Genomic DNA, 822 nt, shown 5'->3' with positions numbered 1-822 from the left:
TAAACAACAAGATATCGTCGTGAATGTCGAACTACATTATTCTGCCAATAAAGCCGCGCAATCAGATCAGGTGAAAGACGCGCTGGACTATAAGATCATTACCAAGCGAATCATTCAACTTGTTGAAGAAGGCAGATTCTTATTACTCGAGCGACTTGTAAAAGAAATTTTGCAAATTTGCACCACGAGTCCCCACACCACCTTCGCCAAAGTAAACGTTGAGAAACCACACGCGCTCCGGTTTGCTGATTCAGTATCACTGACAATGCAGGCCTCAATCCTACCTGAAACTTTGGAGAACTATGCCCATGCTTAGCCCTGAAGCCCAATTAGTTAAAAGCACCTTAGTTGAAATGGGACTTGAAACGCCTCTTGTTCAGACGCCATACACTGACGAACAAAAATATCAGCGAATTAAGGGTTTATTAGCCGAGGTCGTGGCAACTTTGGGGCTAGACCTTCAAGACGATAGCCTGGCTGAAACTCCACACAGAATCGCAAAAATGTACTTGGAGGAGATATTCTCTGGCCTGGACTATCAGAACTTTCCCAAAATAGCGGTTATCGAAAACAAAATGAATGTCGATGAAATGGTTAAAGTCAGTCGCATTAACCTGATAAGTACTTGCGAACACCACTTCGTCACGATCGATGGTTTAGCTAAAGTCGCGTATATTCCCGCAGAAAAAATCATCGGCTTATCCAAGATAAATCGTATCGTAAAGTTTTTTTCACAGCGCCCTCAAGTTCAGGAACGATTAACAAAGCAAATTTTAGTTGCGCTGCAAGTCTTACTCAATACCGACAACGTCGCAGTATCAA

General features: G+C 42.8%; 2 protein-coding genes. Both read left to right on the top strand.

The window, feature by feature from the left end; genetic code table 11:
* A partial coding sequence (locus A3735_RS01695; protein ID WP_068637456.1) for a dihydroneopterin aldolase occupies positions 1-316 on the top strand: 316 nt, incomplete at its 5' end.
* Positions 309-822 (top strand): GTP cyclohydrolase I FolE (gene folE / locus A3735_RS01690; RefSeq protein WP_068637454.1); only part of this gene is annotated, 514 nt, incomplete at its 3' end. The genes A3735_RS01695 and folE, both read left to right, overlap by 8 nt.

The organism is Oleiphilus sp. HI0061 (genome assembly GCF_001635675.1).
Note: the sequence above shows the minus strand (reverse complement) of the source record. Positions and strands in the feature narration are given on the sequence as shown.